Origin of the sequence: Marinobacter sp. DSM 26671, assembly GCF_900112835.1 — a bacterium.
Classification (GTDB): Bacteria; Pseudomonadota; Gammaproteobacteria; order Pseudomonadales; family Oleiphilaceae; genus Marinobacter; species Marinobacter flavimaris.
In genome coordinates this window covers 1-2,711 of the sequence record NZ_FONF01000054.1, presented here as the reverse complement: position 1 = coordinate 2,711, position 2,711 = coordinate 1, and the positions used below count along the sequence as shown (strand labels likewise).

Below are 2,711 nucleotides of genomic sequence, written 5' to 3'. Positions count from 1 at the left end.
ACGTCATGCTGCTGGAAAAAGCCAACGTTAAACGTTCCGGCGCCATTTCCATGGGCATGGATGGCCTGAACAACGCTGTAGTACCGGGCCATGCCACACCCGAGCAGTACGTAAAGGAAATAACCATCGCCAACGATGGCGTGGTGCACCAGCCTGCACTTATGGCTTACGCCACAAGATCTTTTCCGATGATTGAAAAGCTGGATTCCTGGGGAGTGCACTTCCAGAAAGACGAGACCGGCGATTACGACATGAAGAAGGTCCACCACCTGGGCACCTATGTGCTGCCCATGCCGGAGGGCCATAACGTTAAAAAGATCCTTTACCGCCGCCTGCGCCGCAACCGGGTGCAGATTGAAAACCGCTTCACTGCGACCCGCCTGCTCAAGGATCCGGACGGCAAGATCGCCGGCATGATCGGTGTTAACACCCGCACCGCCGAGCCCATCATCATCCGCGCCAAAGCGGTGATCATGGCCACCGGTGCCGCCGGCCGTCTGGGCCTGCCCACTTCGGGCTACCTGTTCGGAACCTATGAAAATCCGGCCAACAACGGCGACGGCCATGCCATGGCCTACCACGCCGGCGCCGACCTGGCGAACCTGGAGTGCTTCCAGGTGAACCCGCTGCTGAAAGACTACAACGGCCCGGCCTGCGCTTATGTGACCGGCCCGCTGGGCGGTTTCACCTCCAACGCGTTCGGTGAGCGTTTCATCGAGTGCGACTACTGGTCCGGCCAGATGATGCTGGAGTTCTTCAAGGAGCTGGAATCGGGCACCGGCCCGGTGTTCCTCAAGCTGGACCACCTTGCTGAAGAGACTATCGAGGAAATCGAGACGGTACTGCACACCAACGAGCGCCCGTCCCGGGGCCGCTTCCATGAGGGCCGCGATGTGAACTACCGCGAGCGCATGGTTGAAATGCATATCTCGGAAGTAGGCTTCTGCTCCGGGCATTCGGCTTCCGGCGTCTGGACCGACGAAACCGGCGCCACCACTGTCCCCGGTCTCTACTGTGCAGGCGACATGGCCAGCGTGGCCCACAACTACATGCTGGGCGCCTTCGTGTACGGCCAGATCTGCGGCGAAAGCGCGGTCGAGTTCATTAAAGACCGGGGTGAGCCAAAGCTCGACGAAGATTTCATCAAGGCCGAACTTGATCGCATCCAGGCGCCCATGAAAGTAGCCGACGGCATTCCGCCGGAACAGATGGAATACAAAGTCCGTCGCCTGGTAAACGATTACCTGCAACCCCCCAAGGTTACCAAGAAAATGGAAATCGGGCTGGAGCGGATTCTGGCCGTCCGTGAAGACGTGCCACGGCTCTGCGCTCGCGATCCCCACGAACTGCTCAGGGCCATGGAAGTCCAGTCCATCATCGACTGCGCCGAAATGGCCGCCCGCGCCTCGCTGTACCGCAAGGAATCCCGCTGGGGCCTGTACCACTACCGCGTGGACTACCCGGATCAGAACGACGCCGAATGGTTCTACCACAGCCGCCTGTTCAAGGACGAAAACGGACAAATGGCCAGCGGCAAGCGGCCCATTGCGGATTACCTGGTATCCCTGGGTGAAGAAAAAGACGCCTATCGCAAGATGCGGGTCCAGAAAGCGGCTAACGGCTGATATCCCATAAAACAGATTGATCGAGAGAGGACAAACACATGCCTATCGCAAACCATCATTCAAGCGTTCCTGTCATTGTCGACGAGGATAAATGCATCGCCGACAAAGGTTGTACGGTCTGCATCGACGTCTGCCCGCTGGACGTGCTGTGGATCAACGAAGCCACCGGCAAGGCTCACATGAAATACGACGAGTGCTGGTACTGCATGCCCTGTGAGGCTGACTGCCCCACAGATGCAGTCACCGTCAACATTCCATACCTGTTGAGCTGAGGTAAGCCATGAAAATATACGACGATCCCGAATTACAGGCCATTGCCGTCAAACTCACGTCCGACGACCCCGGAATTCGCAGGGTGGCGGTCATGGACCTGGTCGATTCCGGTGAGCCGGAAGCCGTGGAACTGGTCATCCACGCCCTGAATGACCCTGACACCAACGTACGCCAGGAAGCCGCCAAGGTAGTCGACGAATTCGAGGCGGCCGACATGGCCGATGCCCTGATAGCCGCGCTCGGCGACGACGACGAGGTAGTGCGCAACAGCGCTGCCCATGCACTGGCTGACCTGAAAGACCCGGCTGCCGGTGAACCGCTGCTGAAGGCCCTGGACAACAGTTCGGACGGCTTCGTGGTGTCCGGCATTCTGCGGGCGCTCAAGCCGCTGCGCCTGCCCGCTGCCCAGAGCCCCGCCCTCAAACGTCTCGGCGATGACGACCCAAGAGTTCGCCGCGAGGCCGTTGCCGTATTGGGATGGCTGAAACAGGCCGAGAACCTGCCGGCGCTGGTTGAAACCGCCCAGCACGATAAGGACCCGGAAGTTCGCCGGGCTGCCACTGGCGCCCTGGTTTACGCCACCCCGCAACAAGTCGGGCAGGCATTGATCAGCCTGTTGAAAGACGGCCACTGGCAGGTGCGCTGCGAAGCCGCCAACAGCATTGGCAAGCTGGACCACCAGGCCGCTATTCAGCCCCTGATGGACGCCACCAAAGACGAGCTCTGGCAGGTTCGGGAAAAGGCCGTGGATGCCCTGGGCAAACTGGGTTCAACCGACTCGATTCCGGTGCTCGGCGAGTGCTCGAAAGATGC

3 protein-coding genes are annotated in these 2,711 nt (G+C 60.0%); all 3 read left to right on the top strand.

Features of this window, described 5'->3' with window-relative positions; genetic code table 11:
* On the top strand, positions 1-1,625 hold a 1,625-nt coding region (locus BM035_RS22020; protein WP_092034433.1), incomplete at its 5' end, for a fumarate reductase/succinate dehydrogenase flavoprotein subunit.
* 38 nt (positions 1,626-1,663) lie between these two features.
* Positions 1,664-1,897 (top strand): 4Fe-4S dicluster domain-containing protein, encoded by a 234-nt coding sequence (locus BM035_RS22015; RefSeq protein ID WP_092034431.1) that lies wholly within the window; start codon positions 1,664-1,666, stop codon positions 1,895-1,897.
* Between the two features lie 8 nt (positions 1,898-1,905).
* On the top strand, positions 1,906-2,711 hold an 806-nt coding region (locus BM035_RS22010; protein WP_092034430.1), incomplete at its 3' end, for a HEAT repeat domain-containing protein.

What these genes read in the sequence shown, in the direction of transcription:
- BM035_RS22015 (WP_092034431.1), top strand. Translation starts at nt 1,664, where the DNA reads ATGCCTATCGCAAACCATCATTCAAGCGTTCCTGTCATTGTCGACGAG.